Below are 24,886 nucleotides of genomic sequence, written 5' to 3'. Positions count from 1 at the left end.
CCATATACTAAAATTATACGATTATTTAATTTTATTGTCAGATTCCCCTCTAAAACAGGTAGTTAACGATTTTAAAGGCCATTTAATCAAAAATATTTATTATTCTTTTAGTAACATACTACATTACAGGTGATTAATTCTAAACCCTCTCTCAGATGAAAACTAAATTTTGTTTTTTCATTTTACTTGCCTGTAATATTATTAGCGCTCAAGGTCCAAATAATGTATTAGCTTTTAATAGCTCACCTTATAATAATACAAATTCATCGTCTGTATATAATACAACTAAACCTGTTGTAATAAATTTTAACGGTTTTAATTTCGAGTTATTAGATGCTGGTGTTAGTACACGATATGCTGAAATTGGTTCTGGTTTTTTTAAAAACAAACTAATTATGGTGTCCTCAAAAAAAATTGGAGGACTAGCTAAAATTGATCCAAATACTCATGAGGCTTTCAAAGAATTATTTTGCTTAGATATCGATAAAAACGGGGCTTTAAGTTCGCCACATTTATTTAGTAGAATATTAAATACAAATTCGAGTGAAGACCAATTAACGTTTTCGCCTAACGAAAAAACAGTTTACTATACTAGAAGTAGTAAAGGCAATTCGCTTGAATTTAAGCTATACAAAGCTGATTTAGAAGCCGACTCTCATGGTAATTGGATTAATAACGAACTTTTAAGCATTAACGATACTAATGTTTCTGTAGAAACGCCTTTTGTTAATCGCACTGGAGATAAATTATATTTTTCTGCAAATTACCCAGACGCTATAGGTGGTTTTGATTTATATGTGTCTGCTATTAACGCAGATGGGACTTTAGGAATACCTAAAAACTTAGGGAATACCATTAACACTACAGCAGACGAAAAATACCCTTCCTTTTCCATAGATGGTAAATATTTATACTTTTCATCTAGAGGTCACGAAAACATAGGAGGTTACGATTTGTTTGTGAGTAAAATTATAAGAAATGAATTTCAGGAGCCAAGAAACATGGGGAATACCATAAATACGGTGTACGACGAAATTGCTTATTTTTTAGCGGCTAGAAATAAGGCGTATGTATCTTCAAACAGACCAAATGGAAAAGGAGGTTACGATATTTATACGGCAACTAATGATGAGGTTGTTCAATCTATTAAAGGTGAAATTTTAGATTTCGAAACGCAAATTAAACTACCCAACACAGTAGTAATATTGAAAGATGAAGAGGGTAGCGAAATTGCAAAAACAATAACGGCAGAGGATGCTACTTTTAGCTTTAATGTTTCACCATTTGAAACCTATAACATATCAGCGCAAAAAGATGGGTTTAAAGATTATGCTGTTCAGTTTTTCGCTAATAGGGGTAATGAAACCATTTATAAAAAAGATATAGAACTTCTGACTACCGAGCCAGTAATTGCTAAAGTGGATAATGAAATGCGTATTGTGTTAGAAAACATCTACTTTAATTTTAATAAATGGAATGTTAAGGAAGAGTCCTTTATATCATTGAATAAGGTAATTAAAGTTTTAAAAGCAAACCCAGACATGACAATAGCTGTTAATGCGCACACCGATAATAGAGGTAGAGATAGTTATAACTTAAATTTATCCAACAAGCGTGCTGCATCTGCGGTTAGGTATTTAATTAAAAATGGCATTTCTAAAGATCGTTTGGTGTCAAAAGGTTATGGAGAAGCTAAACCACTAGTTGATTGTAAAACCAGCTGTTCTGAAAGTGATTTACAAGTAAATAGACGTGTAGAATTTGTTATTGTTAATTAATATGAATTACATCTATAAAAAAAACCACGCTATTGGCGTGGTTTTTTATTTTTTAAACTTTCCTTGTTTTTAAAAGCTATAGTAGAAAGCGTGGCCTTTAGTTATGCTACTCGATGGTAGGTAGGCTCCTTAAATATTATAATTTATGAAACTGCTTTCAATTTCTTTAAGGTAGTTTTACTTAATTTCTCTTCGGCATAAGCCTTAGTAACGTTAAATTTCTTTTCGTTGCTACTTGGTAATTCAAACATAGCATCGGTTAAAATTTCTTCGCAAAGGGAACGTAATCCTCTAGCTCCTAATTTATATTCGATAGCTTTTCCAACAATAAATCCTAGGGCTCCATCGGTTATAGAGAATTCTATTTCGTCCATTTCAAACAATTTTTTGTATTGTTTGATAATGGCGTTTTTAGGCTCTGTTAAAATGGCTCTAAGCGTATCGGCATCCAATGGATCCATGTATGTTAGTACAGGTAAACGTCCAATTATTTCCGGTATTAAACCAAAATCTTTTAAATCTTTTGGTATAATATATTGCAGTAAATGTTCTTGATCTACAACATCATCAGACATTGAAGCGCTATAACCTACCGCTTGCATATTTAAACGTTTAGAGATCACACGATCAATACCATCAAAAGCTCCACCGGCAATAAATAAGATGTTTTCTGTATTTACTTCTATAAATTTTTGATCTGGATGTTTACGTCCTCCTTTTGGCGGTACATTTACAACAGTGCCTTCTAAAAGTTTTAATAATGCTTGTTGAACACCTTCACCAGATACATCGCGCGTAATTGATGGGTTGTCACTTTTACGAGCTATTTTATCAATTTCGTCAATAAAGACAATACCTTTTTCGGCTTTTTCTAAGTTGTAATCTGCGGCCTGTAATAAGCGTGTTAATATACTTTCTACATCTTCACCAACATAACCCGCTTCAGTTAAAACAGTAGCATCAACAATAGCCAATGGTACGTTTAGCATTTTAGCTATGGTTTTTGCCATTAAGGTTTTTCCTGTTCCGGTTTGACCAACCATAATGATATTACTTTTTTGTATTTCAATATCATCCTTTGAAGGTGGTTGTAATAAACGTTTGTAATGATTATATACAGCAACAGACATTACTTTTTTAGTAGCGCCTTGCCCAATAATATACTCATCAAGGAAATTTTTAATTTGTTGAGGCTTACGTAGTTTTAATTCTGCAGATAAATCGCTGCTATCACTTTGTTTAGACTCTTCTATTACAATACCATGTGCTTGCTCAATACATCTATCGCAGATGTGAGCATCTAAGCCTGCTATTAACAAGTTAGTTTCGGGTTTTTTACGACCACAAAACGAACATTCTAATTCTTCCTTTGCCATTAATCTTATTATTTTTTGGAGTGAAAGGTTCTAATCACCTCTCTAACAATTCTTTAAAATTACAAATAATTTATTTGCGAGCCAAAATTTCGTCAATCATACCGTATTCTTTGGCTTTATCAGACTTCATCCAATAGTCTCTATCACTATCTGCATATACTTTGTCGTAATCCTGTCCCGAATGCTTACTTATAATTTTATATAGTTCTTCTTTAAGAATTAAAATCTCACGAGCCGTAATTTCAATATCACTAGCTTGTCCTTGCGCACCACCTAAAGGTTGGTGAATCATAACTCTAGAGTGTGTTAAACCACTACGTTTACCTTTTGCACCGGCACATAATAAAACGGCGCCCATTGAAGCTGCCATTCCTGTACAAATAGTGGCTACGTCTGGTTTAATAAACTGCATCGTATCATAAATTCCCAAACCTGCATAAACACTACCTCCTGGTGAGTTTATATAGATTTGAATATCTTTATTAGCATCTGTACTTTCTAAAAATAAAAGTTGTGCTTGAACAATATTGGCTACTTGATCATTAATTCCTGTACCAAGAAAAATAATTCTATCCATCATTAAACGCGAAAACACATCAAAAACGGCGATATTCATTTGACGCTCTTCAATAATGTTTGGTGTTAAATTGGTAGGGTACATGCTACTAATAATTTTATTGTAATATGTACTGCTTATCCCTTGGTCTTTTATCGCGAATTTTTCAAATTCTTTAGCGTAATCCATAATCTTTTTCTGTATTTTATGTGCTAAACTCTTGACTTACATTGAAGTGAGTTTATGTAAATTAAATTAAAACTTCTTTTTGAATAAAAAAGCGCTTAAACCCGCAGATTTAAGCGCTTAAATATAAGCAATTTTAATTTATTTATTTGTCACCATAAACTTCTTTTACAAAGTTCTCGTAACTTAATTCTTTTACTTTAAGATTTGCTTTTTCCTTATAAACGTTTAGTAATTTTTGACTTACTAATTGCTCAGAAATACGACGTGCTTCGTCTTGATTTCCTAAAACACGTGCAGCAATATCATCTAGTTCCTTATCAGAAGGATTCATTTGACCAAATTGAGCCATTTGCCCTTTAATCATTTCTCTGGCGTGACCCTTAATGTCTTCCATAGTTACTTGCACATTGTTGGCCTCAATTAATTTACCTTCAATTAATTGATAACGTAAGCTTTTTTCAGACTTTTCGTATTCTTCTTTAGCTTGTTCGGCATCCATTTCTTTTTCACCAGCAGTTTGCATCCATTTTGTTAAAAATTCTGCAGGTAAATCGAATTTTGTGTTTTCTACCAAATACTCAGTAATATCATTAAGTAATTTTTGATCGGCTTGTTGCACGAATTGCTTTTCAGCATCTTCTTTAATTTTTGCTTTAAGCTCGGTTACAGAAGTTACAGCGTCTTTACCAAAAAGTTTATCGAATAACTCTTGGTCTAAATCTGCTAATTCACGTTTGTTTATTTCAGAAATTGTGAAGTTTACTTCGATATCTAATCCGTGAACATCGTCGTGACCTAATTTTAAAGCGTGCATTAAATCATGCTCATCATCAAAAAGGCCTTTAGTTTTTAATGTAATAACATCACCAGCTTTAGCACCAATAAATTGTTTTGCAGTTGACTTGCCTTTAAATTTATCTAGTGTTAGCGTTACGGTGTTGTTTATTTCTTTTTCTTCGTTTGTGTACGCTCCAGTGATTTCGCTATCTTCTTCAACAACATCTTGAGATACTAATTTTCCGTATTGTTTTTGAATACGTTCAATTTGCTCATCAATCATTTTGTCATCAGCAACAATATTATATTGAGTGATAGGTTCTTCGCTTTTAAGTTCAACTTCAAATTCTGGGGCAAGACCTAATTCAAATTCAAAAGAAAATTTATCAGCATCCCAATCAATCTCATCTTGAGTTTTTGGTAATGGTTGTCCAAGAACATCTAATTTTTCTTCTGTTAAATACTTGTTTAAAGCATCTTGTAATAGTTTGTTAACTTCGTCAACTAAAACAGCTTTACCGTATTGTTTTTTTACCATACCCATTGGCACATGTCCTTTTCTAAATCCAGGAATGTTTGCTGTTTTACGGTAATCAACCAATATTTTTTCAACCTTATCGCTATAATCTTCTTTAGCGATATCTACTTTTACTACAGCATTTAATGCATCAACGTTTTCTCTTGTAATATTCATTTTAAATGATATAAAGCCTTAAATCAGGCATTTAACAATAAAGGTTTGTTTTAAAACCTGTAATTTTTTGTTACCAAAATTGGGATGCAAAAATAGTATATTTTTACATCCTAACAAAGTTTTTAATTACTTGATTTACAATAGCTGTTTAACTACTTTTTATCGGTTTTAAGGAAAGACTGTAAAAGTGATTGAAGTATAGATAATAAAATGCTAAATAGGATGGCCCACCAAATATTTGTTACCGAAAAACCGTTAATAAATTGATCGGCTAAAAGTATTATTACACCATTAATGACTAATAGGAATAAGCCTAAAGTAAGTATGGTTGCGGGTAAAGTAAAAATAACTAATAGCGGTTTTATAAAAAGGTTTAGAATGGAAAGTACCACTGCTACAATAATTGCAGTTACATAACCATCTACATGTACTCCTGATAATAAGTGAGCTAAAGCGAATACAGCCACGGCGTTTAGTAATAATTTTAAAATAATATTCATGATTGAAATTTTATTTTGAATTTACAAAATTATTAACAGCTTGTGAAAAATCTTTAGGGTTTTCGGCATGCAGCCAATGTCCAGCATTAGCAATGGTAATAATATCAGCCTTTGGGAAATGATTTTTAATTATAGCTTCATCGCCAACACCTATATATTCTGATCGATCACCACGTAAAAATAATGTGTCTTTTTCGAACCTAGCGTAACTAGGTAAAGATTCGCCAACTTCGCCAACTTCCTGTTTTAATACCTTCAGATTAATGCGTAAAGCTAGTTTTCCTTTTTCAATCCAGTATAGGTTTTTTAGTAGAAACATACGTGTTCCAACATCGGAAACATAGGGATTTAAAGTTTTATCTGCCTCACCTCTAGTTTTAATTTCATTAAAATCTAAAGCGCTTAAGCCTTCTAAAATGGCATCGTGATGTACAGGGTAAAATCTAGGAGAAATATCGGCAACGATTAATTTTGATACTAGTTCTGGATATAATGTAGAAAATAACATGGCTGTTTTTCCGCCCATAGAATGACCTAATAAAATAATATCAGATAAATTATGTTCATCACAATAATGTTTTAAATCTTCGGCTAAAACCTCATAATTAAAAGCATCATTATGAAAACTACGTCCATGATTCCGTTGGTCTACTAGGTGCACTTGAAAACCAAGTTCGCTAAATTGAGTTCCTAGCGTTTTCCAATTATCGCTCATGCCTAAAAAGCCATGAAGTATAATAAATGGTTTTCCTTCGCCTAATATGTTTGAGTGTAAAAGCATTATTTTAATTTGTGTAAATACATTTGAATAACGTTCTCGATACCTAAATATAAGCTTTCAGCAATTAACGCATGTCCTATAGATACCTCTAATAAACCTGGGATGTTTTCTTTAAAAAACTTGATGTTATCTAGAGATAAATCATGACCAGCATTAATGCCTAAGCCTAAATTATTTGCTAAATTAGAACTCTCTACATAAGGGTTTATAGCGTCCTTGTTTCCTAAGTCATATTGATGAGCAAAGGCTTCAGTGTATAATTCAATTCTGTCGGTTCCGGTGGCTTTTGCACCTTCAATTTGCTCTAAAATAGGGTCTACAAAAATTGAAGTTCTTATACCGTTGTTTTGAAATTCCTTAATAACATCAATTAAAAAATCTTTGTGTTTAATGGTGTCCCAGCCAGCATTACTAGTAATGGCATCAACCGCATCTGGCACTAAAGTTACCTGTGTTGGTTTAACTTCTAATACCAAATTCATAAAAGATTCTATTGGGTTTCCTTCAATATTATATTCTGTGTAAACTTCTGGTTTTAAATCGCGTGCATCTTGGTAGCGAATATGTCTTTCGTCTGGTCTTGGATGTATAGTAACACCTTCGGCGCCAAAACGCTGTACGTCTTTTGCAAATTCAACAACATTTGGTACATCGCCACCTCTAGAATTTCTTAAAGTCGCAATTTTATTAATATTAACACTTAACTTAGTCATCTAACAAATTTTAAAATAGAATGTATTTGAAACTTTTTAATTTAAGAAAACCTCAAATTAATTGTACAAAAATACAAAGTAGAACAGCCATAGATACTATTTTTTTGATTAATTTGCAGTTCTATAAGGGAATGCAATAAAATACCATTTTTAATAAATTTTAAATAGGTAATTGCAATTTACAGTCTTAATAAAATAGTAGTTACAAAATGAAACTTTCACAGCTTATTATAAACGACATAGCGCCATTAAGCGACAAGAGTGAAACGGGCGATTTAAAACAATTGTTTAATCAGCTTACTTTTTCGCATATTCCGGTTAAAAATGAAAACGGGGTTTATATAGGTTGTTTTTCGGATACCGATGCTCACTGTTTTGATAGCGGGAAATCACTTGGGACCTATTTATATGCTTTAGAAGATTTTTTTGTTAGAAGTAATACCCTTTGGTTGGATGTTTTAGAGGCATTTGCTGTAAATTCGGCTAATATTATGCCGGTTTTAAATGAAAAAAATGAATATTTAGGCTATTATGAGCTTAACGATGTTATAAGTTTATTTAGCGAATCTCCTTTTTTCTCTGAGGCAGGAGGTATTCTTGTAGTCGAAAAAGGTATTAACGATTATTCATTTAGTGAAATTAGTCAAATTGTAGAGTCTAACGACGGTAAGTTATTAGGAGCCTTTGTTTCTAAAATGAATACCGACCTTGTTCAAGTAACCTTAAAAATAGGAAATACAGGGTTAAACGAAATTATTCAAACCTTTCGCAGATACAGTTATAATGTAGTTTCTGGTCACGAAGAAGATGGTTATATTGAAACCTTAAAGGAACGATCAGATTATTTAAACAAATATTTAAACATGTAATTTTAAATTATGAAGGTTGCCATTTTCGGACGATATTATAATACTACAACATCAAAATCTGTTGAAACCCTTTTTAATTACCTGGAGAACCAAGGTATAGATGCTTATATTGAAACTAAATTTCATAAACTTATAGATAAGGAGCCTCATAATATTGAGGACTATCATAAATACAAAACCTTTACCGAGTTAGATCCAAGTTTCGATTTTCTTGTGAGCATAGGTGGTGATGGAACCATATTAAGAGCCACCATGTTTGTAAAAGATATGGGTATCCCAATTATTGGAATAAATACAGGGCGCTTAGGGTTTTTAGCAACGATTCAGGTAGATGCTATCGAAAAGGCAATACAAAATATCCTAGATGGTAAATATCGAATATCAGAACGTAGCTTGTTAACAGTTGAAACATCGTCTGGAAATAAAGATATCGAGGCCATGAATTTTGCGTTAAACGAAATATCGGTAAGCCGTAAAAACACCACGGCAATGATAACTATAGATACGTATTTAGACGACGAATTTCTAAATTCCTATTGGAGCGATGGCCTAATTGTATCTACACCAACGGGTTCAACAGGATATTCATTAAGTTGTGGCGGGCCGGTAATAACACCTGGTTCAAGTAGCTTTGTGTTAACACCAATAGCGCCACATAATTTAAGCGCTCGACCACTTGTAATACCAGATTCAACCGAGGTGCACCTAAGGGTTCATGGTCGCGAAAAACAACATTTAATTTCCTTAGACTCGCGAATTGCAACTTTAGACAACGGCACACTTATTAAGATTAAGAAAGCCAATTTTAAAATTAAAATGATTGATTTGCTGGATGAAAGTTTTCTAGATACTCTCCGTAAAAAGCTGCTTTGGGGTGAAGATAAACGGAATAAATAAGTTTTGTGCCTTCCCTGCAAAGTTTTGGGCTAGGGTTCTGACTTGGGTGGAGCCAAAAGGTTACAAGTCCTTGCATTTCCTATGTCTGGCTGTGGGTCTTTAATCGTGAAATATTATTTTGAATTAATGAATATAAATATTTCAGTACAAAAACTAACATAAACCAATATGTCAATGTTCTGTTAGTAGCCATGAGTGAGTTGCTATATATAAATTAATCATCATATTATTTTTATAACCATTTGTTTAACCTATCGGAAAGAACATGTAATCTGTAATTTTCCTTTCAATGAAAAGCAATAACTTAAAAGATTTTCTGTTTTAAACCCATACAATTAAGCTTAAATTATAATGGGCTAATGTTATTTAATTATATTTGCAAACTTTTGAATATTTATGAGGCATTTAACCGTATTGATATTAAGCATCTTATGTGTCCAACTAAGTAGCGGCCAAATTAACGAAATTGGTGTTTTTGTAGGAGGTAGTAATTTTATTGGCGACGTAGGTGCTACCAATTATATAGCACCAAATCAATTAGCTATTGGAGGTATGTATAGGTGGAATAGAAGTAAAAGACACTCGTATCGGGCCTCATTAATTTTTAGCGAACTGGAAGGAGTTGATAGTCAATCAGACGATCCTAGACGAATTCAACGTGGTTATGAGTTTTCAACTAAAATTACAGAATTATCGGTAGGGATGGAGTTAACCTTCATAGATTTTAATTTGCATTCTGGTAAAAGATTAGCAACACCGTATTTGTTTACAGGGGTTACAGTGGCTTTTCACGATAATTCTTTTTTTAGAAATGCCATTCAAACTCCCGAAGATACGTCGAGTTGGGCTTATGGTATTCCAATGGCACTAGGTGTTAAAACTAATGTTATGGAAAATTTTATCTTAGGCCTTGAAATAGGAGCGCGATATACCTTTTCAGACGAGTTGGATGGTAGTATGCCGGATTCAGGATCATTAGAACAATTTCGTTTTGGAAATATAAATAACAATGATTGGTATGTGTTTACAGGGATTACACTTACCTATACATTTGGAGAAAACCCTTGCTATTGCATAGATTAACATGGACTTAAAAAACAATGTACTTAAAGGAGCGCTGCCAAAGCATATTGCCATAATTATGGATGGTAATGGACGTTGGGCTAAACAAAAAGGTATGTTACGTGCCTTTGGTCATGAAAATGGTACAAAATCTGTAAGACAAACAGTGGAAGCTTGTGCAGAGTTAGGTGTAGAAAACTTAACGCTTTATGCGTTTTCTACCGAAAACTGGAATAGACCAAAGCTAGAGGTGCAAACCTTAATGAAGCTTTTAGTGTCATCCCTTAAAAAAGAAATTAAAACACTTCAAGATAATAATATTAAACTTTCAGCAATTGGATCATTAGAAACATTACCTAAAAGAGTATTTAAAGAACTATCAGAAGTTATTGAAAGCACTAAGCAGAATACTAGAATGACTTTAACTCTTGCGCTAAGCTATGGCTCAAGAGCCGAAATCATAAACAGTGTTAAAGAAATTAGTATTAAAGTTAAAAATAATATAATTTCGGCCGAAAACATTGATGAATCAATTATAAATGAGCATCTTTACACGCGAAATTTACCAGATGTAGATTTGCTTATTAGGACAAGCGGAGAGCAACGTATAAGTAATTTTTTACTATGGCAAATCGCTTATGCCGAATTATACTTTACAAGTGTCTTATGGCCAGATTTTACGAAGCAACATTTGTATGAAGCTATTATTGAATATCAAAAAAGAGAACGACGATTTGGGAAAACAAGCGAACAACTTAGCTAAGAAATTATCTACACAAACCTATTTAAAACACTGCTTATCAATATTATTTTTCACCTGTTGCTTAAGTAGTTATGGGCAAAATTCTAAATTCAACGAAGGTTCTAAATACACCTTAGCAGAAATAACGGTAGCCGGTAATACCACCTTTAGCGAACAAACCATTATCACATATTCTGGTTTAAGAAAAGGTAAAGAAATAACTATTCCTGGAGAGGATATTGGTAATGCTATTAAAAAACTTTGGAACTCTAAATTATTTAGCGACATTGAAGTTTATGTTACCAAAATTGAAGGTGATGTAGCATATTTACAAATAAAGCTTGCCGATTTACCACAACTTAACGAGCTTAAAATTAACGGGGTTAAAAAAGGAAAGCACGAAGGGATTATTAAGGATAATAAGTTAAGAAAGGGAACTAAGGTTACCGAAAACTTAATTACTACTACCAAAAATTTCCTTACCAAAAAGTACAAAAAAGAAGGTTTTCTTAATACCAAAGTACATATTAATACCATTGAAGTTCAAGATTCTATAGAATCTGCAAGAGTAAATATGGTGCTAAATATTGATAAGGGTGAAAAAGTGAAAATAAAAGATATTACGTTTAATGGTAACGATGTTCTAAGCGATAAACAGCTTAGAAAAAGCATGAAAGGGACCAAGAAAATTAAACGAATAAGATTATTAAAGCGATCAAAGTTTGTTGATTCATCATACCAAGCAGATTTGGGTCATGTTATAGATACATATAAAGAAAATGGTTATAGAGATGCTAGGGTATTAGCAGATAGTATTATTTATAATGATGATAAAACCATATCCTTAGTTATCGATGTAAATGAAGGTGAACCTTATACTTTTGGTGAAATTAAATTTATTGGTAACACCGTTTATACAAACGATCAATTAAGTAGATTATTACGAATTAGAGAAGGTGATACCTATAACGGAATTTTATTGCAAGAACGTATTGCAGATAACTCTAAACCAGATGCTCAGGATATTACAAATCAATACCAAAACAACGGATATTTGTTTTCAAGTATCAACCCAGTTGAGGTTAGTGCTGTTGATAATATTATTGATATTGAGGTTCGAATATCTGAAGGTAAGCCAGCATATTTTAACACGGTAAGTGTTGTTGGTAACGACAAAACTAATGATCATGTTATTTACAGAGAGTTACGTACACGTCCAGGGCAACTATACAGTAAAGCCAATGTAGTACGAACAGTTAGAGAACTTGGGCAATTAGGTTTCTTTGATGCTCAGGAAATTACACCAAATTTTAATAATCCAAACCCGGTAGAAGGAACTATCGATATGGAGTATGCTGTTAAAGAAACTGGATCTAGCCAAATTGAACTACAAGGTGGTTATGGTGGCGGAGGTTTTATTGGTACACTTGGTTTATCTTTTAATAACTTCTCTATTAAAGATATGTTTAAAAAGGAAGCGTATAAACCAATTCCTATGGGAGATGGTCAAAAATTAGCATTGCGTTTACAAGCCAGTCGTTTTTATCAAACCTATAGCTTTTCATTTTCGGAGCCTTGGTTAGGTGGTAAACGACCTATTCAATTTTCTACATCATTATCACATACCAAGCAGTTTTTATATGATTACACAACAGGTAATGCAGATAAAAGCAAAAGTTTCAACATTACTGGTATTACATTTGGTTTAGCAAAACGTTTACAAGTACCAGATGATTACTTTACATTGTCGCAAGCCATTAGTTACCAACGTTACGACTTAAATAACTATAACACGGGTTTATTTACCTTTGGTGATGGGTTTTCAAATAACTTGTCATACACGTTCGGTTTAAGTAGAAATAACACAAGTGTAGATCCTATTTTCCCAACAGGAGGTTCAAATTTCTCATTCTCCACAAAATTCTCACTTCCATATTCTTTATTTAATGGGGTAGATTATAAACAATTGTCTGAAGATTATGAAGATGCCTTAGAACGTCGATCTAATGCTACAAGTACAACGGATGTTGATTATATTGAGGCCAATAACGATATTACAGAAATAGATCAAAAACGTTATAACTGGTTAGAATTTTATAAAGTTAAATTTTCTGGAGAGTGGTATACTCAAATAACCAAAAATTTAGTTTTAAGACCTAAAATAGAATTTGGGTTCTTAGGAGCTTATAACCAAGATAGAGGTGTTATACCATTCGAGCGTTTTTATTTAGGTGGAGATGGTTTAGCAAATTACTCTTTAGATGGTAGAGAAGTGGTTCAATTACGTGGGTATCCAAACCAATCTTTAACACATTTAGATGAAAGCACAGGGCAAGCCTCTCAAGATGGTTCTAGTATTTATAATAAGTTTTCATTAGAACTTCGTTATCCAATAACATTAAAAGCATCTGCTAAAATTTATGCTTTAGGCTTTTTAGAAGGGGGTGCGTCTGCAGATTCTTTTAGAGATTTTAATCCTTTTAATATTAATAGATCTGCTGGTTTAGGTATACGTATATTCATGCCTGCCTTTGGTTTATTAGGTATTGATTTTGGTCATGGTTTCGACCCATTACCAGGGGAAACAGTTAAAAATGGATGGGAAACACATTTCATAATTGGACAACAGTTTTAAGAAAAAAATACTTTGGCACGATATTTTCTAATAACACTTTGATGTTTTGCAAGAGAATTGAAATTTTTAACGTTAAAATTCGTTAATTTTGAAGATGCAATTCCAAAAGGCAGAAATATCATCTGTCATTTTAGAATTTATAACCATAAATTATAAAATATTAACAGATGAAAAATAACGTTCTTTGTTTACTGACATTAGTTTTTATGCTAAGCTTTTATGCTAACGCCCAACGTGGCGTAAGGATAGCTTATATAGATACGGAGTATATTTTAGAGAATGTTCCAGAATATCAAGAAGCAACTGCTCAATTAGATGATAAAGCTCAAAAATGGAAAAATGAGATCCAATCTAAATTAACGGCAGTTGAGCAAAAGCGAAAAGACCTAAGCAATGAAAAAGCACTTTTAACAAAAGAGCTTGTTGACGAACGCGAAGAAGATATCACTTTTGAAGAAAATGAAATCTTAGATTATCAACAAAAACGTTTTGGGCCAAATGGCGATTTATTTATTCAGAAAAGGCAGTTAATGCAGCCTATACAAGATCAAATATTTGCTGCGGTTCAAGATATGGCCGAAGGTAGAAAGTATGATTTTATTTTCGATAAATCATCAGATGCTACCATGTTGTTCTCGGCAAAGCAATTTGATATTAGCGAGCAGGTTTTAAGGAGTATAACACGAACTTCTAAACGAAAGCAAGCAAGTACTAAAGCAGAACGTAAGGCTGCGGAACAGGAAGAGGTAATTCCTGAAATTAATGAAGAGCTAGAGGCTCGAGAAAAAGCCTTAGAAGAAAAGAAAGCTGAAAGAGAAAGTGCAGTTGAAAAACGCAGGCAAGAAATTTTGGCGGCTAGAGAGGCTAAAAAGTTAGAAGCAGAAGCTAAGCGCCAAAAAGCATTGGAGGACAGGGAAAAGGCTAAACAAGCTAAGTTAGATGCTAGGAATAGTGTTTCTCAGTCAACAGAAGCGGCAAGTACAGAAGCTAAAGAAACGACTGATAAAACAGAAGTTGTAGCAACTAAAACAAAGGCAGAACTAATTGAGGAAAATAGACAAAAAAAATTAGCAGAAAGGGAAGCTAGAAAAAAAGCCCTTGAAGAAAGAAAAAAACAAATATTAGAAGAACGCCAAAGGGCGAAAGACAGTATAAATAACAATAATTAATAATTTATAACACAATTAATACTATTTAAAATGAAACAATTTAAAACTCTTTTATTAGCAATCACACTATGTTTTGCAACCGTTAGTTTTACGCAGGCACAAAGTAAAGTTGCACATATAAACACTCAAGAATTGATTGCATCTATGCCGGCAGCTAAGTCTGCACAAGCTGAAATTGAAGCCTTAGGTAAAACTTACCAAACAGATATTCAAGCTTCAATTACAGAATACCAAAACACGGTAAAGCAATACGAAGCTGAAGCAGCTACAAAAACAGATGAAGAAAACCAAAAGAGAGGTTTAGAGCTTCAAGAAAAACAACAACGTATTCAACAATTTAGAGCTGATGCTCAAAAAGATTTAGCAACTAAAGAAGCTGAATTATTTAAGCCTATTCAAGAAGCTGCTATGAAGGCTATTAACGAAGTAGCTAAAGCTAAAGGTTACGAATATGTAATTGATAGAGCAACGTTAATTGTAGCTAACGGAACAGATATTCTTGCAGATGTTAAGAAGCAATTAGGTATCTAATAAAAAATTACATTAAAATAAATTTTAAAGCTGTCTTTTATAAAGGCAGCTTTTTTATTTTTGTTAAACTTATGAGTAAGCAAGCTATTGGTTTTTTTGATTCTGGAGTTGGAGGAACTTCCATATGGAAAGAAATACATGCGCTTTTACCTTATGAGAATACCATTTATCTGGCCGATAGTATTAATGCACCTTATGGCCCTAAAGGTAAAGAGGCTATTTTAGCATTAAGTATAAAAAATACTGAGTACTTACTTAGTAAAGACTGTAAGCTCATTGTAGTAGCTTGTAATACCGCCACAACAAATGCTATAACGTATTTAAGAGCGCAGTATGATGTGCCAATTATTGGAATAGAGCCAGCAATAAAACCAGCAGCGTTACAAACCCAAACTCATGCGGTTGGTATACTAGCAACTAAAGGGACTTTAAGTAGTGCCTTGTTTTCTAAAACGGCGACACTATTTGCTAAACATGTTACCATTGTAGAACAAATAGGCGATGGTATTGTAGAGTTAATTGAAGCTGGTAAACTGCATAGTGAAACCATGAAATTACTTTTAAAGGGCTATTTAGATCCCATGATTAAAGCTAATATTGACTATTTGGTTTTAGGTTGCACACATTACCCTTACTTAATGCCTATTCTTTTAGAATTACTACCAAAGCACGTTAAAATTATTGATTCTGGCGAAGCTGTAGCGCGACAAACCAAGGCTGTGTTAAAAGAACATAAGCTTTTAAATAAGGCAATGATTAAGCCTAACTCTCAATTTTTTACCAACGGAAATCCTCAGGTTATGCAAACGCTTTTAGGTAATGGGTTTGATGTAAATTATCTTGATTTTTAATTGTAACCGAAATATATTTTAGAACTTATAATATGGGTAAGTAATAAACTCGCGTTTGGGATAGTAGTAAAAAGTTAAAAGCCCGACGACGGAGGTAAGAAGCAATGTAACGTATTATCTGTCCCTTTTCGGGAAAGCCCAATTTCTCGGAACAATTCTTCACCCTTTAGAACTATTTGAAATAACAAAAAAAATCCCAAACAAGAATGCTTGGGATTTAGATTTTATAATTGGAATTTTTGTATTTCTAGTATCTGTAATGTTCTGGCTTATAAGGCCCATCTACAGTTACACCAATATAACTAGCTTGCTCTTCGCGAAGCTCGGTAAGCTCAACGCCTATTTTTGCTAGGTGTAATTTTGCTACTTTTTCATCAAGGTGTTTTGGTAACATATATACGTCGTTTCCGTAAGCATCAGCATTTGTCCAAAGTTCGATTTGCGCTAAAGTTTGGTTTGTAAACGAGTTACTCATTACAAAACTAGGGTGTCCGGTTGCACAACCTAAGTTTACTAAACGCCCCTCGGCAAGAATAATAATATCCTTTCCAGCAATATTATATTTATCTACTTGTGGTTTAATAGTATCTTTTGTATTACCGTGATTTTTGTTTAACCAAGCCATGTCGATTTCGTTATCGAAGTGGCCAATGTTACAAACAATAACCTTGTCTTTCATAGCTTCGAAATGACGACCTTGGATAATATCTTTATTTCCCGTAGTTGTGATAATAATATCTGAATTTGCAACTACAGTTTCTAGTCTTTTTACTTCAAAACCATCCATAGCAGCTTGTAAGGCACAAATAGGGTCTATTTCGGTTACTGTTACTATAGAACCAGCTCCTTTAAATGAAGCTGCTGTACCTTTACCAACATCGCCATAACCACAAACGGTAACACGTTTACCGGCAAGCATAATATCGGTTGCACGACGAATAGCATCTACTGCAGACTCTTTACATCCGTATTTGTTATCGAATTTAGATTTTGTTACAGAATCGTTTACGTTAATAGCAGGCATTGGTAATGTTCCGTTTTTTACTCGCTCGTATAGACGGTGAACACCTGTTGTAGTTTCTTCTGAAAGTCCGTTAATTCCTGCTGCTAATTCTGGGTATTTGTCTAAAACCATGTTAGTTAAATCGCCACCATCATCAAGAATCATGTTTAATGGTTTTCTATCTTCTCCAAAGAATAAAGTTTGCTCTATGCACCAATCAAATTCTTCTTCGGTCATATCCTTCCATGCGTAAACTGCTGTTCCTGCTGCTGCAATTGCTGCTGCTGCCTGGTCTTGAGTTGAGAAAATGTTACAAGAACTCCAAGTAACTTCTGCCCCTAAGGCTTGTAAGGTTTCTATTAAAACAGCCGTTTGGATAGTCATGTGTAAACAACCAGCAATTCGTGCGCCTTTTAATGGTTGTTCGTTTTTATATTCTTCACGAAGACTCATTAATCCTGGCATTTCAGCTTCTGCCAATTTTATTTCTTTTCGTCCCCAATCTGCAAGAGAAGCGTCTTTTACTTTACTAGCTACGTAAGGAATTGTTTTTGTACTCATAGTAATTTTCTTTTGTTTTTTAATGCTAAGCTTCATTGTGATTAGAACTTAAAATACTTAAATTCGCTTTTGAAAAACACATTATTAACTTAGAGATTGCAAAGATAACTATTAACTTTTAGAATATTAAATGCCTTTATATAAAACCATTGTCCCAAATTCACAAACTACTGTTAAAATCTGGAAGATTACTGAATCTTATACGGATTTAATGGCAGCTGTTAATTTGAAATCAATAGCGTTAAATCGTGTTTTAGGCATGAAAAGTGAATTGCACCAACGCGGGTTTTTAAGTGTGCGTTGCTTATTGCAAGAATTTGGGTATTCCGATGCCGATTTGTTTTATGATGAAAATGGCAAACCCCATTTAAAAGATGGTAAGCAAATATCTATTACACACTCTTTTAATTTTTCATCTGTTATTATCAGCGATTTAATTGTAGGCATCGATATAGAGAAGCAACGTGATAAAATAAGTGTCATTGCACATAAGTTTATTGATTACGAAAACGATTATTTAAACGATAAAGCTGAAGATTATGTAAAGAAATTAACTGCCATTTGGTGTGTTAAGGAATCTTTATACAAGCTTTTTTGTACGCCAGGACTTAGTTTTAAACAGCACTGTTTGGTGATTCCGTTTTCTAAAGGCGATAATGATACCGTAGCGTGGATTGATTATAAAAATAAAAAATATCGATATAATATTCACTTTTTAGAGTTTGAAGGTTTTACCTGTGCTTATGCTATTCAGTAGAAACAAGAAAATAGAGAAGAGAAAATAGAATATAGCCCAAAGAAAATTATTCGTGAATTCGTGGTAAAAAGACAAAATATATATCAAGATATCATAAAGTCAGTTTCGACTAAAGAAAAACTATTAGCCGTATTAATTGATCCTGATAAGTTTTTAATTGAAAATACAAGGTCTTTTATAGAGAAGGTAAACGCTTCTATTGCTACTCATGTCTTTGTTGGAGGGAGTACAGTTGATGATTTTGCAACCGAGGTTTTGGTTTCAGAAATAAAAAAAAATACCAGTTTACCAGTAGTTTTATTCCCTGGTGATATTACTCAAATTACTGAAAAAGCGGATGCTATTTTGTTTTTGTCTTTGTTGTCCGGTAGAAATCCAGATTATTTAATAGGAAAACATGTCGAAGCTGTTTCAAAATTAGATAAAACCATGTTAGAGGTTGTTTCTACAGGTTATATTTTAATAGAAAGCGGAAAACAAACGGCTGTTGAGCGCGTTACTAAAACCAAACCATTGCCTAGAAAGGAAATTCAAGACATAATTAATACTGCTAAAGCAGGACAATTATTAGGTATGAAACTTATATATTTGGAAGCCGGAAGTGGAGCCGAAAAAGCACTTTCTGAAAAGATAATTAAATCGGTTAAAAACGAGTTAGCAATTCCTTTAATAGTTGGTGGTGGCATAAAAAGTAAAGCGCAATTGGAACAAGCTTATAAAGCAGGAGCCGATTTAGTTGTTATTGGAACGGCATTTGAGGATGATGATTTGTTTTTTGAAGACTTAAGACTAATAAACTAATACCACTTGCTAATTAAAAAGTTAAACTTTAAATGTTGATGATAGATACTTTTTTTGAGTTTTTCTTTGGGCAATATTCCGATTACCAAACCACAGATATAGTGCTTGAAATTGTGGCTGTAATTTTTGGATTTCTTTCCGTTTGGTATTCAAAGCAGAATAATATTTTAGTGTTTCCAACCGGTATGATAAGCACGATTATTTTCGTGTATCTGCTTTATAAATGGGAGCTGTTAGGCGATATGATGATTAACGGTTATTATTTTATTATGAGTGTTTATGGCTGGTATATTTGGACAAGAACGGATAATGATGCACAGGTGTCACCCATTTCAAAAATGTCCTTTAGCGAAAAAAAAATAAGTGTAATTATATTTTTAGCCACCTTAGTATTTGTTTATTTAATTTATCAGGCATTTGATAAATGGACAGGTTGGGTTGCTTATGTCGACACCCTAACAACAGCTATATTTTTTGTAGGGATGTGGTTAATGGCAAGGCATAAAATAGAAAATTGGATTTTCTGGATTGTTGGAGATCTCATTTCTATTCCGTTATATTTTTATAAGGGGTTTACATTTACAAGTTTTCAGTACTTAGGATTTACAATTATTGCGATTTTTGGATATTTAGCATGGAAGAAAAATATAAACAGCAACCCGCTAACTGCATAAAAGTAGTTTTGTTTGGGCCAGAATCTACGGGAAAAACAACATTGTCTCGTCAGTTAGCACGCCATTATAATTCGGTTTGGGTTCCAGAATATGCGCGTGAATATTTACAAAAAAAATGGAACGACCATAGGAAAACTTGTGAGTTAGAAGATTTATTGCCTATTGCAGAAGGACAAATAAAACTTGAAAACGAATTGGCCCAAAAAACAGATTCTGTTTTAATTTGCGATACGGATTTATTAGAAACCAAGGTGTATTCCGAAGCTTTTTATTCGGAAAGTTGTGATCCTATTTTAGAGAAATATGCTATACAAAATTCGTACAATTTGTATTTTTTAACTTATATTGATACGCCTTGGGAAGCGGATGATTTAAGAGATAGACCAGAGGAGCGCGAAGCCATGTTTAAGGCTTTTCAAGATGCATTAGAAAAATATAACAAGCCATACGTGTTATTGAAAGGCGATATAAAAACACGTTTAGAAACAGCCGTAAAACATATAGATAACCTATTAAATTCTAAAGTATAATGTTTTCAGACCAAGATATTAAACAACTAAATAGTAAAGGCATTACGGTTAACCAAGTAGTGGCGCAAATATCTAGATTAAAAAATGGCATGACGTTTTCTAATTTGGTAGCAGCAGCTAACATTGGTAAGGGAATTGAAAGTTACGACGATAATGAGATCCAAGAGTATATCAATTTGTATGAGGCAAAACTAAACAAGTTATCTATTGTTAAGTTTGTGCCAGCTTCGGGGGCGGCCACACGAATGTTTAAATTTTTATTTCAATTTTTAAATAATTTTGAGTCTTCAAACTTGAGCATTAAAAAGTATGCAGAAAGAAATAATGATGCTTTAATAGTAGATTTCGTTGAAAACATAAAAAACTTTCCATTCTATAACGAAGTTATTTCTAAAATTAATAAAACCCACGGAGACTTCGATTCGTTGTCAGATGATGAACAAAAAGTGGAGTTTGTAAAAACTATGTTGGATTCAAAGGGGCTTAATTATAGCTTTTTGCCAAAAGGATTACTGCCGTTTCATAAATATAAAAATGAAGTTAAAACAGCATTTGAAGAGCATTTGTTTGAATCAACTTTATATGCGTCTTCAAAGAAAGAGGCTAACCTTCATTTTACGGTTTCTAAAAACCACCAATTATATTTTTCAAATACATTAGATAAAATAAAAGAGCACTTAGAAGCGCAAACTAAAACGACTTTTAATGTGTCCTTTTCTTATCAAAATGAAGCCACAGAAACCGTTGCGCTTACAAATGAAAATGAAGTATTTAGAAAAGAGGACGGTTCCATTTTATTTAGGCCTGCGGGACACGGGGCACTTATTGAAAATTTAAACACTTTAGATAACGATATTGTTTTTATTAAAAACATTGATAATATTGTAGTTTCAGAAAGAAATATAGCGATATCAAAGTATAAAAAATTATTAGCTGGGGTTTTGGTTGAAGCCCAAGAAAAGGTGTTTGAATATCTTCATAAATTAGATGTTGGCGATTTAATTGATACAGATTTTAAAGTGATTGCTTTATTTTTACGATATAGATTAAATGTGCCTATTGCAACCAAATTTGAAGATTATACGGCTCAAGAAAAAATTGAATATTTAAAGGAAAAACTAAATCGCCCAATACGTGTTTGTGGTATGGTTAAAAATCAAGGTGAACCTGGAGGAGGACCATTTTGGGTTAAGGATGCCAATGGCAATACCTCATTACAAATTGTAGAGTTTGCGCAAATCAATTTCAGTAATAGAAACCAGCAAGGAATTGTTTATAAAGCCACACATTTTAATCCAACAGATTTAGTTTGTGGTATTAAAAATTATAAAGGCGAAAAGTTTGATTTAACCAAATTTGTGGATGCAGAGGCTGCTTTTATAACAACAAAAACCCAAAACGGAGTAGATATTGATGCTCTAGAACTTCCTGGATTATGGAATGGAAGTATGGCGTATTGGAATTCTATTTTTGTAGAAGTGCCACTTGAAACGTTTAATCCGGTTAAAACAGTAAACGATTTACTTAAGCCTGTACATCAAGGGGGTTAATGTTTAATGAACAAGCCATACTAAATGAGTTAACTTTTAAAGCTATTAGAAGTTCGGGTAGTGGTGGGCAACATGTAAACAAAGTATCTTCGAAAGTAGAACTAACTTTCAATTTATTTAATTCCATTGTATTAAATGACATACAAAAGGAACGTTTAGTAGTGAAGCTTAAAAATAGATTAACAAAAGACGGTGTTTTAATTTTACAATGCGATGAAAGCAGAAGTCAGCATAAAAACAAACAACTTGTCATTAAGCGATTTTTAGAGTTAATAAAAACCTCTTTAATAATACCTAAAAAACGCAAAACTACAAAGGTGCCAAAATCGGTTATTAAAAAACGACTTAAAAGCAAAAGGCAACTTTCGGAAAAAAAGGCGAATAGGCAAAAACCTAATTTAGATTAAAAAAATAAGATTTGTTAGTGGTCAATTAATAATTGCTTACTACATTTGCAGCGTTCTCAAAAAAGGGGTGCCTATTATCGGCTGAGATCATACCCATTGAACCTAGAACAGGTAATGCTGTTTAGGAATCGAGCGTAAAGAAAATGTCCGGTAGACATTTTTAGCGAGTGCCAAAGAATTATTAAATTTAGAGGCGTTCACGATTAGCTCAAGGAAAAGAAGCAAATAGCTTCAAAACTAATTATTAATTAAAAAGAATAATTACCTCTTTTTATTCGGTTATAAATGTAATCGCAATGAAAAATGTATTCAATAATTTGTCATTCCTAGGAAATCAGGGATTTCGTCAAAGGAAGATTTTCACATTTTTAATACTCTTAACTACGGTTGGAGTAAACGCACAACAAAATCTAGTTGAAAACGATTCAACTACAACAGAAAATCTAGAAGAAGTTTTAGTTAAAGCGGTTCGTGTAGATGCCGATTCGCCAATTACACACTCCAATCTTACTAAAGCAGAACTTGCAAAGCGTAATTTAGGGCAAGACATTCCATCACTATTAAATTTTTTGCCTTCGGTAGTGACTACAAGCGATGCCGGAGCAGGAATTGGTTACTCAGGAATTAGAGTGCGCGGTACCGATGGGACACGAGTAAACGTAACCATAAATGGAATTCCTTATAATGACCCAGAAAGTCAAGGTTCGTTTTGGGTAAATTTAGGTGATTTTGCATCATCTACAGAGAGTTTGCAATTACAACGTGGTGTTGGAACGTCAACCAATGGTTCTGGAGCATTTGGTGCAAGTTTAAACTTGTTAACCGATGCTACTTCTAAAGAAGCTTCAGGGGAAATAGCTAATAGTTTTGGAAGTTATGGTACAAGAAAACATACCGTAAAATTAAGTACAGGTTTATTAAATGATCATATTGAAATTTCAGGACGTTTTTCAAAAATAGATTCAGACGGTTATGTGGATCGAGCGTTTACCGATTTAAAATCGTATTTCTTACAAGGGGTTTATAAGGATGGGAACACTATAATTAAAGCCTTAACTTTTGGAAATGTTGAACGCACTTATCAAGCTTGGTATGGGCTAACGGAAGATGAATTAAAGGAGGACCGTCGCCAAAACCCATATACTTACGATAATGAAACCGATAACTACTGGCAAGACCACTACCAATTGCATTGGAATGAACGTTTTGATAATAATTGGTCTACTAATTTAGGTTTAAATTATACCAAAGGAAAAGGGTATTTTGAGCAATATAAGGCTGAAGAATCTGCACCCGATTTTAATAATTTAATTGAAGATGGTTCCGATGTCATAGTTCGTAGATGGTTAGATAATAACTTCTATGTACTAAATGCTAATGTTACGTATAAAAAAAATGCACTAGAACTTATCTCTGGAATATCATATAGTTCTTATGATGGCGATCATTTTGGAGAAGTAATTTGGGGAAGTGATTTAGCTTCTGGAACAAGTATTAGAGATCATTATTACGATGGCGATGCTACTAAAAATGACTTTAGTGTTTTCTCGAAAGCCACATTTAAACTCGCAGAAAAAATTACAGGTTTTATGGATTTACAAGGGCGTTTTGTAAGCTATAAAACAAATGGATTAAATTCTGATAGAGTAGAATTTACTACCGATGCTAATTTTAGTTTCTTCAATCCAAAATTAGGATTAACCTATAAGCCATCGCAGTTTAATAATTATTATATCTCTTATGCACGTGCTAATAGAGAACCAAATCGCGACGATTTTGAAAACGGTGTAACCGAAAACGAAACTCTTAATGACATTGAGTTAGGATGGCGTTACAACAAAGGGAAAGCTAGTGTAAATACAAACTTGTATTACATGTTTTACCAAAACCAATTGGTGTTAACAGGCGAGTTAGATGATGTTGGGAGTGCGCTAAGAGCTACCAGTGGAAAAAGTTTTAGACTAGGTTTAGAGGTCGATGCTAATATTCAATTCTGTAAACAGTTTAGCACATCAACAAATATTGGTTTAAGTAGTAATAAAAACAGAGATTTTTCATCTGAAATAAATGGAGAATTAGTCGATTTAGGAAACACAAATATTTCATTTTCACCAGATTTAGTTATAGGTAATGCTTTAAATTTCTATCCTGTAGAGCGTTTACAGGTGTCATTACTTAGTAAATATGTTGGCGAGCAATACATGGGGAATATCGATGAGGAATCTTCAAAGTTAGATAGCTATTTTGTAAACGATTTTAATGTTAACTATCAAATTAAGCCTAATAAATTGTTTAAGTCCATCGTTTTATCAGCTTTGGTTAATAATATCTTTAATAAAGAATATGTTTCAAACGGGTACTTTGGATCGTATACTTACCAAGATGCTAGCATGCCAACAGGAATAGCGACAGGCTATTATGCAGGGTATTACCCTCAAGCAACTAGAAACTTTTTAGTGGGTTTAACACTAGGATTTTAGAAT

The 24,886-nt window shown here is 33.1% G+C and carries 23 protein-coding genes; 16 read left to right on the top strand and 7 right to left on the bottom strand.

The genetic code is table 11. The annotated features are described in order from the left end of the window. The first annotated feature begins 155 nt into the window (after window positions 1-155). Complete coding sequence (locus ABJM36_RS11355) at window positions 156-1,778, top strand: OmpA family protein (RefSeq protein WP_348451563.1); 1,623 nt, start codon at window positions 156-158, stop codon at window positions 1,776-1,778. A 143-nt stretch (window positions 1,779-1,921) separates the two neighbouring features. Here ABJM36_RS11355 and clpX read toward each other — a convergent pair whose 3' ends face one another. The 6 genes from clpX to ABJM36_RS11325 form a co-directional block, all read right to left on the bottom strand. Beyond that, window positions 1,922-3,154, bottom strand: coding sequence for an ATP-dependent Clp protease ATP-binding subunit ClpX (gene clpX, locus ABJM36_RS11350; protein ID WP_348451562.1), 1,233 nt, complete (start codon window positions 3,152-3,154; stop codon window positions 1,922-1,924). A 70-nt stretch (window positions 3,155-3,224) separates the two neighbouring features. Then, a complete protein-coding gene (clpP, locus tag ABJM36_RS11345) occupies window positions 3,225-3,899 on the bottom strand; it encodes an ATP-dependent Clp endopeptidase proteolytic subunit ClpP (RefSeq protein WP_092848401.1) in 675 nt (224 codons plus the stop codon). A 142-nt stretch (window positions 3,900-4,041) separates the two neighbouring features. Next, complete coding sequence (tig, locus tag ABJM36_RS11340) at window positions 4,042-5,370, bottom strand: trigger factor (RefSeq protein ID WP_348451561.1); 1,329 nt, start codon at window positions 5,368-5,370, stop codon at window positions 4,042-4,044. 152 nt (window positions 5,371-5,522) lie between these two features. Next, the gene (locus ABJM36_RS11335; RefSeq protein ID WP_348451560.1) at window positions 5,523-5,870 is read right to left on the bottom strand and encodes a phage holin family protein; all 348 of its coding nucleotides are present in this window, start codon (window positions 5,868-5,870) and stop codon (window positions 5,523-5,525) included. A gap of 10 nt (window positions 5,871-5,880) precedes the next feature. Continuing rightward, window positions 5,881-6,651: an alpha/beta fold hydrolase gene (locus ABJM36_RS11330; RefSeq protein ID WP_348451559.1), complete on the bottom strand. Its 771-nt coding sequence runs from the start codon at window positions 6,649-6,651 to the stop codon at window positions 5,881-5,883. Continuing rightward, window positions 6,651-7,364, bottom strand: a complete 714-nt coding sequence (locus tag ABJM36_RS11325; RefSeq protein ID WP_348451558.1) for a pyridoxine 5'-phosphate synthase — start codon at window positions 7,362-7,364, stop codon at window positions 6,651-6,653. The genes ABJM36_RS11330 and ABJM36_RS11325 overlap by 1 nt, the downstream gene beginning before the upstream one ends. A 209-nt stretch (window positions 7,365-7,573) precedes the next feature. Between ABJM36_RS11325 and ABJM36_RS11320 the strand changes: the two genes are divergently transcribed. The 8 genes from ABJM36_RS11320 to murI all read left to right on the top strand — a co-directional run bounded on the left by ABJM36_RS11320 (window position 7,574) and on the right by murI (window position 16,120). Beyond that, the gene (locus tag ABJM36_RS11320) at window positions 7,574-8,233 is read left to right on the top strand and encodes an acetoin utilization protein acuB (RefSeq protein ID WP_348451557.1); all 660 of its coding nucleotides are present in this window, start codon (window positions 7,574-7,576) and stop codon (window positions 8,231-8,233) included. A 9-nt stretch (window positions 8,234-8,242) separates the two neighbouring features. Beyond that, complete coding sequence (locus ABJM36_RS11315) at window positions 8,243-9,130, top strand: NAD kinase (RefSeq protein WP_348451556.1); 888 nt, start codon at window positions 8,243-8,245, stop codon at window positions 9,128-9,130. Between the two features lie 396 nt (window positions 9,131-9,526). Continuing rightward, window positions 9,527-10,213, top strand: coding sequence for a DUF6089 family protein (locus ABJM36_RS11310; protein WP_348451555.1), 687 nt, complete (start codon window positions 9,527-9,529; stop codon window positions 10,211-10,213). Between the two features lies 1 nt (window position 10,214). After that, window positions 10,215-10,955: an isoprenyl transferase gene (locus tag ABJM36_RS11305; RefSeq protein WP_348451554.1), complete on the top strand. Its 741-nt coding sequence runs from the start codon at window positions 10,215-10,217 to the stop codon at window positions 10,953-10,955. Further along, on the top strand, window positions 10,888-13,569 hold the full coding sequence (bamA, locus tag ABJM36_RS11300) for an outer membrane protein assembly factor BamA (RefSeq protein WP_348451553.1): 2,682 nt from the start codon (window positions 10,888-10,890) through the stop codon (window positions 13,567-13,569). Before ABJM36_RS11305 ends, bamA begins: the two co-directional genes overlap by 68 nt. 167 nt (window positions 13,570-13,736) lie before the next feature. Next, window positions 13,737-14,738: an OmpH family outer membrane protein gene (locus ABJM36_RS11295; RefSeq protein ID WP_348451552.1), complete on the top strand. Its 1,002-nt coding sequence runs from the start codon at window positions 13,737-13,739 to the stop codon at window positions 14,736-14,738. Window positions 14,739-14,768: 30 nt separating this feature from the next. Beyond that, the gene (locus tag ABJM36_RS11290; RefSeq protein WP_348451551.1) at window positions 14,769-15,269 is read left to right on the top strand and encodes an OmpH family outer membrane protein; all 501 of its coding nucleotides are present in this window, start codon (window positions 14,769-14,771) and stop codon (window positions 15,267-15,269) included. A gap of 71 nt (window positions 15,270-15,340) precedes the next feature. Beyond that, a complete protein-coding gene (murI, locus tag ABJM36_RS11285) occupies window positions 15,341-16,120 on the top strand; it encodes a glutamate racemase (protein ID WP_348451550.1) in 780 nt (259 codons plus the stop codon). A 247-nt stretch (window positions 16,121-16,367) separates the two neighbouring features. Here the strand turns inward: murI and ahcY are convergent, their stop codons facing one another. Further along, window positions 16,368-17,684, bottom strand: a complete 1,317-nt coding sequence (ahcY, locus tag ABJM36_RS11280) for an adenosylhomocysteinase (protein WP_348451549.1) — start codon at window positions 17,682-17,684, stop codon at window positions 16,368-16,370. 130 nt (window positions 17,685-17,814) lie between these two features. Here ahcY and ABJM36_RS11275 point away from each other — a divergent pair, with 130 nt between their 5' ends. The 7 genes from ABJM36_RS11275 to ABJM36_RS11245 all read left to right on the top strand — a co-directional run bounded on the left by ABJM36_RS11275 (window position 17,815) and on the right by ABJM36_RS11245 (window position 24,883). Next, entirely contained in the window at window positions 17,815-18,441 is a 627-nt protein-coding gene (locus tag ABJM36_RS11275) for a 4'-phosphopantetheinyl transferase superfamily protein (protein WP_348451548.1), read from the top strand. Between the two features lie 60 nt (window positions 18,442-18,501). Continuing rightward, window positions 18,502-19,242 carry a geranylgeranylglyceryl/heptaprenylglyceryl phosphate synthase gene (locus tag ABJM36_RS11270; protein ID WP_348451547.1) on the top strand — a complete coding sequence of 247 codons (741 nt, stop codon included), beginning with the start codon at window positions 18,502-18,504 and terminating at the stop codon, window positions 19,240-19,242. A gap of 41 nt (window positions 19,243-19,283) precedes the next feature. Next, window positions 19,284-19,916: a nicotinamide riboside transporter PnuC gene (gene pnuC, locus ABJM36_RS11265; protein WP_348451745.1), complete on the top strand. Its 633-nt coding sequence runs from the start codon at window positions 19,284-19,286 to the stop codon at window positions 19,914-19,916. Then, window positions 19,877-20,446, top strand: coding sequence for an ATP-binding protein (locus ABJM36_RS11260; RefSeq protein WP_348451546.1), 570 nt, complete (start codon window positions 19,877-19,879; stop codon window positions 20,444-20,446). The genes pnuC and ABJM36_RS11260 overlap by 40 nt, the downstream gene beginning before the upstream one ends. Further along, a complete protein-coding gene (locus ABJM36_RS11255; RefSeq protein WP_348451545.1) occupies window positions 20,446-21,996 on the top strand; it encodes a DUF4301 family protein in 1,551 nt (516 codons plus the stop codon). Before ABJM36_RS11260 ends, ABJM36_RS11255 begins: the two co-directional genes overlap by 1 nt. Beyond that, entirely contained in the window at window positions 21,996-22,403 is a 408-nt protein-coding gene (gene arfB / locus ABJM36_RS11250) for an alternative ribosome rescue aminoacyl-tRNA hydrolase ArfB (RefSeq protein ID WP_348451544.1), read from the top strand. Before ABJM36_RS11255 ends, arfB begins: the two co-directional genes overlap by 1 nt. A gap of 296 nt (window positions 22,404-22,699) precedes the next feature. Beyond that, window positions 22,700-24,883 carry a TonB-dependent receptor gene (locus ABJM36_RS11245; protein ID WP_348451543.1) on the top strand — a complete coding sequence of 728 codons (2,184 nt, stop codon included), beginning with the start codon at window positions 22,700-22,702 and terminating at the stop codon, window positions 24,881-24,883. Window positions 24,884-24,886: the final 3 nt, after the last annotated feature.

It is taken from the genome of Algibacter sp. (genome assembly GCF_039977455.1).
Taxonomy (GTDB): domain Bacteria; phylum Bacteroidota; class Bacteroidia; order Flavobacteriales; family Flavobacteriaceae; genus Algibacter_B.
Note: the sequence above shows the minus strand (reverse complement) of the source record. Positions and strands in the feature narration are given on the sequence as shown.

Coding starts and splice junctions, on each gene's coding strand:
- ABJM36_RS11355 (WP_348451563.1), top strand. CDS start 156: ATGAAAACTAAATTTTGTTTTTTCATTTTACTTGCCTGTAATATTATT.
- clpX (WP_348451562.1), bottom strand. CDS start 3,154: ATGGCAAAGGAAGAATTAGAATGTTCGTTTTGTGGTCGTAAAAAACCC.
- clpP (WP_092848401.1), bottom strand. CDS start 3,899: ATGGATTACGCTAAAGAATTTGAAAAATTCGCGATAAAAGACCAAGGG.
- tig (WP_348451561.1), bottom strand. CDS start 5,370: ATGAATATTACAAGAGAAAACGTTGATGCATTAAATGCTGTAGTAAAA.
- ABJM36_RS11335 (WP_348451560.1), bottom strand. CDS start 5,870: ATGAATATTATTTTAAAATTATTACTAAACGCCGTGGCTGTATTCGCT.
- ABJM36_RS11330 (WP_348451559.1), bottom strand. CDS start 6,651: ATGCTTTTACACTCAAACATATTAGGCGAAGGAAAACCATTTATTATA.
- ABJM36_RS11325 (WP_348451558.1), bottom strand. CDS start 7,364: ATGACTAAGTTAAGTGTTAATATTAATAAAATTGCGACTTTAAGAAAT.
- ABJM36_RS11320 (WP_348451557.1), top strand. CDS start 7,574: ATGAAACTTTCACAGCTTATTATAAACGACATAGCGCCATTAAGCGAC.
- ABJM36_RS11315 (WP_348451556.1), top strand. CDS start 8,243: ATGAAGGTTGCCATTTTCGGACGATATTATAATACTACAACATCAAAA.
- ABJM36_RS11310 (WP_348451555.1), top strand. CDS start 9,527: ATGAGGCATTTAACCGTATTGATATTAAGCATCTTATGTGTCCAACTA.
- ABJM36_RS11305 (WP_348451554.1), top strand. CDS start 10,215: ATGGACTTAAAAAACAATGTACTTAAAGGAGCGCTGCCAAAGCATATT.
- bamA (WP_348451553.1), top strand. CDS start 10,888: ATGAAGCTATTATTGAATATCAAAAAAGAGAACGACGATTTGGGAAAA.
- ABJM36_RS11295 (WP_348451552.1), top strand. CDS start 13,737: ATGAAAAATAACGTTCTTTGTTTACTGACATTAGTTTTTATGCTAAGC.
- ABJM36_RS11290 (WP_348451551.1), top strand. CDS start 14,769: ATGAAACAATTTAAAACTCTTTTATTAGCAATCACACTATGTTTTGCA.
- murI (WP_348451550.1), top strand. CDS start 15,341: ATGAGTAAGCAAGCTATTGGTTTTTTTGATTCTGGAGTTGGAGGAACT.
- ahcY (WP_348451549.1), bottom strand. CDS start 17,684: ATGAGTACAAAAACAATTCCTTACGTAGCTAGTAAAGTAAAAGACGCT.
- ABJM36_RS11275 (WP_348451548.1), top strand. CDS start 17,815: ATGCCTTTATATAAAACCATTGTCCCAAATTCACAAACTACTGTTAAA.
- ABJM36_RS11260 (WP_348451546.1), top strand. CDS start 19,877: ATGGAAGAAAAATATAAACAGCAACCCGCTAACTGCATAAAAGTAGTT.
- ABJM36_RS11255 (WP_348451545.1), top strand. CDS start 20,446: ATGTTTTCAGACCAAGATATTAAACAACTAAATAGTAAAGGCATTACG.
- arfB (WP_348451544.1), top strand. CDS start 21,996: ATGTTTAATGAACAAGCCATACTAAATGAGTTAACTTTTAAAGCTATT.
- ABJM36_RS11245 (WP_348451543.1), top strand. CDS start 22,700: ATGAAAAATGTATTCAATAATTTGTCATTCCTAGGAAATCAGGGATTT.